Here is a 6,326-nt window from a genome sequence, read left to right on the forward strand (position 1 = left end):
GGTTATTTCCATCTTGCAAATCACCTCTTTCATTCTCATGAGCCAAGCTTCTGAGTTGGCATATGCCATATGTAAAGTTTTCCTTTCCACCCTGGGGGCCGCTTGCTACAATAGAGAAGCTAATGCATCAGGACGGAGGATTAATCAAACCATGCGGTTACTGCATCAGGTCTCGTCAGAATGGAATCGCCTCAACCGGAATATCCGGCTTTTTTTTCTTGCCAATTTGCTGTATCAGATCGGGACAGGCATGTTCTCGGTGCTTTACAATCTTTACGTGCAAACGCTGGGTTACCCCGATACGATGAACGGCACCTTGGTGAGCGTCCAGTCGTTTGCGACGGCGCTTATTTTCATACCGATCGGACTGCTGGGGGACCGTACGAGCCACAAGCTGCTCTTAATGACCGGCGCATTGTTTACAGGTCTGAGCTTCATGGGCAGGTCGCTGGCCAGCGGTGAATCCGCTCTGATCGTCCTGTCCGCTGCAGCCGGCCTGTTTGCGGCCTTCTTCCAGGTGATCGCCGTCCCGTTTCTGGCCGGGAATTCGGACAAGAAGCAGCGGCTGAAGCTGTTCAGCTACCACTTCTCCCTCGTGCTGGCCGCCCAGGTCATCGGCAGCAGCGGCGGCGGTTACCTGGCCGATGTGCTCCAGTCCGCCGGCTGGAGCAAAATTCAGAGCCTGCAGGCTGTGCTGTTCACAGGGGGAGCCGCCAGCGTGCTTGCCTTTGTGCCCTTGCTGCTGGTCCGGCAGAAGCCGGCTGTCCAAAAAGACGCTTCGGCCGTTCCGCTCAGGCCTGCCCTGTCCCATCCGCTCCCATCTTCAGCGCGGGAGGACTGGAGCGCCATCGCCAAATTTACGCTGGCCCAGCTGATTGTCGGCCTTGGCTCGGGACTGGTCGTGCCTTATCTCAATCTGTACTTTACAAACCGCTTTGCCGTATCCCTTACGGCTGTCGGCATCCTGATTTCACTCGGCCAGATCATGACGATCGTGTCGATGCTGATCGGCCCGTCGCTGGCAAGCCGCGTCGGACCGGTCAAGGCCGTGGTGCTGTTTCAGATGATGTCCCTGCCTTTTTTGCTGCTGACCGGTTTCACCAACCTGTTCGCAGTCGCTTGCTTCAGCTTCCTCTTCAGGCAGGCACTGATGAATGCGGCCAATCCCATCCAGTCCTCGATCACGGTTGACCGGGTATCCGATGCCCGCAGAGGGATCGCCAACTCGATGACGCAAACTGCATTCATGCTCGGCTGGGCTACAATGGGACCTGTCCAGTCCCATTTGCTTACCGCATTTGGGACGTACTGGGGCTATGCGCTGACTTTCAGCATGACCGGCATCCTATATATCAGCGCATCGGCCATCTATTACTTTATGTTTAACGAGCGCAAGCAGAAATCCGCTTCTCCGCAGGCGGCTAACCAGAACGCTCCAGCCTGAATGCCATGCACCACTACCTGCAGGAACCTTCCAGCTGCATCACCGTCCCCTCAAAACCGCAAGAATGGGCCGGTGCATAGCGGAAGGAGCTCCTGCAGTTTGTTTATAGTCAGCGTCCCTTCCGGCATGAGCGGACCCGATTCAGCAGGCGTAGTGAGCAGCAGTACGGGACGCAGACCTGCTGCAGCGGCGCCCTGCGCGTCCTTTTCGGGATGGTCACCCACAAACCAGCAATTCTCCGGACGGGCCTGCAGCCTGCTCAGCGCCATTTCGTAAATTCGCCGGTCCGGCTTCTTGACCCCCGCCTCTTCCGAAACGATAACCGCATCGAAATAGCCTCTGAACTGCACCTGGTCAAGCTTGGCATACTGGGTTCTGGCCGAGCCGTTCGTGACGCACCCGATCCGGACTCCCCTGCTTTTCAGTTCCCGCAGCACCAGTTCCGCTCCGTCCATCGCTACGGTGCAGGAGGGAAACTCAGCGAACCAATAAGCGAGCAGGTCTTCTGCTGTCGTCGCCTCCTCCCTCATTGGCAGTGCCCGCCTCATTTCCTCATACAGCTCCCTTTTTTCCCGATAGCCATTCCGGTCTGCGGCACGCAGCTGTTCCACCAGCCTCAGGCGATGCTCAGGGTTGTGCACGGCGGCAAACCTGTCGATAAATTTTCGTGAAAACTGCTCGAACGCCTGTTTACGGTTTACCAGCGTATTATCCAAGTCGAACAGAACGGCTTCCATAACCTCTACTCCCCCTAGTTAAAAAAACGGAAATGATCCAACTGGGTTTTGATTTGGTCGAATTTCTTCCGCACCGCACCCCTGTGATCGGGCAGCAGGGGAATATGGGCCATGTCCGCAATCCGCTCCGCTACCTTGCTTACCGACAGCTCAACGGTATCGATATGCTCCCGGAAGATGTCTTGGGATAGACTTTCAATACAGCGTTCGGCCTGCTGAGCACCCCATGAGTTTGATCGTTCCCCCCGGCTTTTCAAGCGCTGCAGGATGACTTCGCGCGGAGCGCATAAAGCAAAATGCTTCACGGTCATGCCGTCCGAGCGCAGCCGGCCGACGATTTCTTCAAAATATACCGGATCGACCACGGTCATTGGAGCGATGATGACTCCGTCGTATTCACAAGCGATGTGCTTCAGCATGGCATGGTTGAATTCCCGCCATAACGGATATTCCTGAAAATCGGGCTTCTTGATGCTGGGCGGAATATTTTTGCGGATAAAATACCCTGCATTCTCTGGATCGTACACGAAAGAATGCGGTATCCGGTGGTGAAGCTCGAAGGCGGTCTGCGTTTTTCCTGCGCCAAACGCGCCGTTTATCCATAGGATCATCCATCATCCCTCAACTTTGACGATATTTTGGAGATTTGCTTCTCACATCCGTTCCATTATACACCAAAAAAACCGGCGGAGCGCCCCGCCGGTTTTTCCCACTCCACATGCAGCAGCCTCCCCGGCTAATCCCGAAGAGGCTGATGATGTACTATGCTGCACTTCCGCTGCTCATCCCGTAAATTCCTGTACCCACCCGTTATTATAAAAGGCGATTCCGATATGGGAGTAGCTTTTGTTCAGGATGTTGGCTTTGTGTCCTGGGCTGTTCATCCAATCTTGCATCACCTGCTGAGGGGATGTCTGCCCGTTGGCGATATTCTCTCCGGCCGAGTTGTACGTAATCCCGTATTCCTTCATCATGTCGAAGGGAGATCCGTGAGTCGGGGAGTTATGGTCAAAATACTTGTTGTCATACATGTCTTTGGCTTTGGCCATTGCCATGTTGGACAGTTTGGAATCCATGCTGAGTGCACCCAAACCTGCTTTGGAGCGTTCCTGATTCACCAGATCGAGCACTTGTTGAGCATATGCTGAGGCATCACCACTTGCAGAGGTCTGCTGATTGTTCGTACCCGAAGGAGCCTGGTTTTTGGGGGTACCTGCAGGAACCTGATTGGCTGGCGTTCCCGTTGGCGTACCGGTCGGCGTTCCCGTTGGTGTACCGGTTGGCGTTCCCGTTGGTGTTCCCCCTGGGGTGGTTGGAGCTCCGGTCCGCGTACCGGATGGCGTTCCCGCAGGCTGCTGCGGCGAAGTTCCGGGTGCCGCTCCTGGCTGCTGAATCAGATTAAGCAAATCCGAGGTCAGATCGTTTTGTTTTACTTGTTTGACGGTCAAATGAGACTTGCCGCCTCTGTCCGTGGACGTTGATGAGGCTGAAGTGACGATTTTTCGGGTCGGAGCCGCTTGATTGATATGGCTTGTACGGTTCGTCTGCTTGGTGGTCACCTGCTGGCGCGCCGTTGAAGCGCCGTGATCCGCGCAGCCTGTAATCAATATCAGAACGGCGATCATAACGATTTTTTTCATATGACGAGTGCTGCCTCCCTAATACGGTTGAATGTAAGATACCAGCTTAATTTTTCCGAATCAAAGAGGATTTATACCGGCAAAGTATGCTTATCCGGCGTATGGGTATAGTAACTAAAATATAATGATGATTCCAACGGAGAAGAACCTGACATGAATTCAACGAACCAGAAACCGACAAACATCGATCCGAATCTACCGCTAAGCCGTCATCTGGTAGACAATGAGCACATGCTAAAAACGNTGTTCGAGCGCTGCTCGGACGTTCATATTCCGGGACGTTACCCTGCAAGGAGACTACCAAACTGCTGTTTATTTACGTAGACGGTATGATTGACAAGGATATCATCCAGTCGGTCATCCTGAAGCCGTTAATATACGAAGGAATCCCCCAGGGGGTCGGCCCCATTGACAGCATTGCGCAAATGTGTGATCAACAGCTGTTCGCGGTACTGCAAACGAAGAAGATCAATACGTTCCGCGATGCGGCAGATGATATTTTAAAGGGTCATTTGGCCATTCTGGCGGATGGGGAGCCCACCGTCCTTCTAACGGATGTCTCAGATTATGAAACAAGATCGATTGAAGAGCCTTCGACGGAAGCGGCCCTGCGCGGAACGCGGGAGAGCTTCACCGAATCGCTGCGTACGAATACGACGATGCTGCGCAGAATCATCGTCACGCCGAACCTGAAGATGGAATCCTATAACATCGGCAAGCTGACCCAAACCGAGGTTGTACTTGCCTATATTGAAGGAATTGTGTCCGCTTCGATGCTCGATGAAATTCGCTCAAGGGTTCAGCAGATCGAACTTCAAGGCGTGCTGGAATCAGGCTACATCGAAGAATCCATTGAGGACACCAACTTCTCCCCTTTTCCGCAAATGCTGAGCAGCGAACGGCCGGATGTCGTATCCTCCGGACTGATGGAAGGACGGGTGGGGATCTTGGTGAGCGGGTCGCCGATCGCTCTGATCGTGCCGATGACGTTCTGGGACGGCCTGCAAGCCCCTGACGATTATTACGAACGGTTTATGTATGTCACTATGAATCGGTGGATCCGTTATTTGTTTGCCCTGTTTGCCATCCTGTTTCCGTCGGTTTATATTGCACTGACCACCTTTCATCCGGAAATGGTCCCTCCCAAGCTGATGCTAAGCATTACGGGACTCAGGGAACAGGCTCCATTTCCAACCGTCATCGAAGTATTTATTATGGAATTTATGTTTGAAGGGCTACGGGAGGCCGGGATTCGGTTACCCCAGCAAATCGGCCCGCTCGTCAGCATCGTCGGTGCCCTGGTTATTGGACAGGCTGCGGTACAGGCCGGGATCATCTCTGCGCCGATCGTCATCGTCGTATCCGCTGCCGGCATATCGTCGTTTGTGACTCCCCCGTTACGGTTCGGCTACCCGATGCGGATGCTCTTAACACAGTTCAGCCGTAAGCTGCTTGGCGGCTGGATCGGAAGAATCGTGATCCTTCCCTATTTCGTGGCCTGGCTCCTGTTATCCGGAGATGTGCTCCGCTCCTTCACGGATTTTATCCATCTGACGATCCTTGACCAGACTCCCATCTGGATTCTCATGGTCATGATAATGGCTTTGGCCGTTTATCTGACCGGCATCAGCGGGATTACCGGCATCGGCCGATTTTGCGAACTGGCCGGACCCGTGACGTTCATTGCGCTGGTCCTCACTTTTTTGCTGAATGTCACGAACACGAAGCTTCTTCACATCCTGCCGATCATCGGCGACTCAAGCTGGCAAGAGGTGTTCAAGGCGTCGCTGCCGCCCGCTTCTTTTTTTGGGGAATCGTTTATGCTGCTGGTTCTTCTCGCGTTTATATCCAGCAATAAAAAAATATACGTCAAAGCTCTGTCGAGCATCGCGTTCACCGCCATCATGGTCATGTTGGCCACGGTCATGGTGCTGCTCGTGTTCGGACCCTATGTTGGAATGGAGCTGAGGTTCTCTTACTTTATGCTGGTACGCAGCATAAACATCCTGAACTTTATTCAAAATGTCGATGTACTCGTGATTTTCATTTGGATTTTTGGCGTCTTCGCCAAGATCTCCCTTTACTTGTTTATTACGAGCTATGAGATGGCCCAGTGGCTACAAGTGAAAAACTGGAAAAACTTCTGTGGTTTTGTGCGCCTGCCATCTTCATCATCGCGCTGCTGATTCCGAATGAAGCCACCATTATCGTGCTTCAGAAGCTGTGGGAGCGGATTGTCATCCCGGTCTGCGCGATTGCCATTCCGCTGCTTCTGTGGATGATGACCGTCATGAAGCGAAAAATCGCGAAACAATGAAACCAGCTCGCTCCATCTAGAACTTGGCTGCCGCTACGATCGGCTGGTAAAAACCGGATTGCTCGGGCATGAACCACTCCACACGCTGGAATCCGGCCTGCTGCAAAAAGTTGCTCAGCTCGCTTCGCTGAACTGCCCGGTACACGGCTGCATAGCTCTCCGTCTTCCAAGACTCTAACTGATCCTGC

General features: G+C 53.5%; 5 protein-coding genes. 2 read left to right on the top strand and 3 right to left on the bottom strand.

The window, feature by feature from the left end:
* The first annotated feature begins 37 nt into the window (after window positions 1–37).
* The gene (locus tag CPT76_RS15705) at window positions 38–1,444 is read left to right on the top strand and encodes an MFS transporter (protein ID WP_146116328.1); all 1,407 of its coding nucleotides are present in this window, start codon (window positions 38–40) and stop codon (window positions 1,442–1,444) included.
* 50 nt (window positions 1,445–1,494) lie between these two features.
* Here the strand turns inward: CPT76_RS15705 and CPT76_RS15710 are convergent, their stop codons facing one another.
* The 3 genes from CPT76_RS15710 to CPT76_RS15720 form a co-directional block, all read right to left on the bottom strand.
* The gene (locus tag CPT76_RS15710) at window positions 1,495–2,181 is read right to left on the bottom strand and encodes an HAD family hydrolase (protein WP_105443551.1); all 687 of its coding nucleotides are present in this window, start codon (window positions 2,179–2,181) and stop codon (window positions 1,495–1,497) included.
* A gap of 14 nt (window positions 2,182–2,195) precedes the next feature.
* Entirely contained in the window at window positions 2,196–2,792 is a 597-nt protein-coding gene (locus tag CPT76_RS15715; RefSeq protein WP_105443552.1) for an AAA family ATPase, read from the bottom strand.
* Window positions 2,793–2,963: 171 nt separating this feature from the next.
* Complete coding sequence (locus CPT76_RS15720; protein ID WP_258168534.1) at window positions 2,964–3,821, bottom strand: CAP domain-containing protein; 858 nt, start codon at window positions 3,819–3,821, stop codon at window positions 2,964–2,966.
* Between the two features lie 329 nt (window positions 3,822–4,150).
* Between CPT76_RS15720 and CPT76_RS15725 the strand changes: the two genes are divergently transcribed.
* Complete coding sequence (locus CPT76_RS15725; RefSeq protein ID WP_105443553.1) at window positions 4,151–6,007, top strand: GerAB/ArcD/ProY family transporter; 1,857 nt, start codon at window positions 4,151–4,153, stop codon at window positions 6,005–6,007.
* Window positions 6,008–6,326 lie beyond the last annotated feature (319 nt).

The organism is Paenibacillus sp. AR247 (assembly GCF_002968895.1).
Lineage (GTDB): Bacteria > Bacillota > Bacilli > Paenibacillales > Paenibacillaceae > Paenibacillus_AQ > Paenibacillus_AQ favisporus.

What these genes read in the sequence shown, in the direction of transcription:
- CPT76_RS15705 (WP_146116328.1), top strand. Translation starts at nt 38, where the DNA reads ATGAGCCAAGCTTCTGAGTTGGCATATGCCATATGTAAAGTTTTCCTT.
- CPT76_RS15710 (WP_105443551.1), bottom strand. Translation starts at nt 2,181, where the DNA reads ATGGAAGCCGTTCTGTTCGACTTGGATAATACGCTGGTAAACCGTAAA.
- CPT76_RS15715 (WP_105443552.1), bottom strand. Translation starts at nt 2,792, where the DNA reads ATGATCCTATGGATAAACGGCGCGTTTGGCGCAGGAAAAACGCAGACC.
- CPT76_RS15720 (WP_258168534.1), bottom strand. Translation starts at nt 3,821, where the DNA reads ATGAAAAAAATCGTTATGATCGCCGTTCTGATATTGATTACAGGCTGC.
- CPT76_RS15725 (WP_105443553.1), top strand. Translation starts at nt 4,151, where the DNA reads ATGATTGACAAGGATATCATCCAGTCGGTCATCCTGAAGCCGTTAATA.